A 255-nucleotide genomic window follows, 5' to 3' on the forward strand; every position below is an offset into this window, starting at 1 on the left:
GCACATCGACGAGCGCTCCCTGGACGCTGGGTCCGCTGTCGCTCGCAGCCCCCGTCGAGACGGCGATCGGCATCGCCGCGGTGCTCTCCGCGGTGCTGTGGCTGGCGTGGCGCACGAGGGATGAACGCACTCGGGCCCTGCGGCGCGCGAGCGAGAGCGGCGCCGTCGCCCTTCCGCGGCGCCGCTCCCGGACCGACCGACGGCGCACCGCCCTCGGCGCGGGCATGGTCGTGGTGGCCGTGGTCGCGGCGGTGG

At 77.3% G+C, this 255-nt stretch carries 1 protein-coding gene; it reads left to right on the top strand.

Translation table 11 applies throughout. The annotated features are described in order from the left end of the window. Positions 1 to 255 (top strand): hypothetical protein (locus ACZ3HG_RS24255; RefSeq protein WP_465335014.1); only part of this gene is annotated, 255 nt, incomplete at both ends.

The sequence above is a fragment of the Erwinia sp. PME.40.26/001 genome (assembly GCF_055556675.1).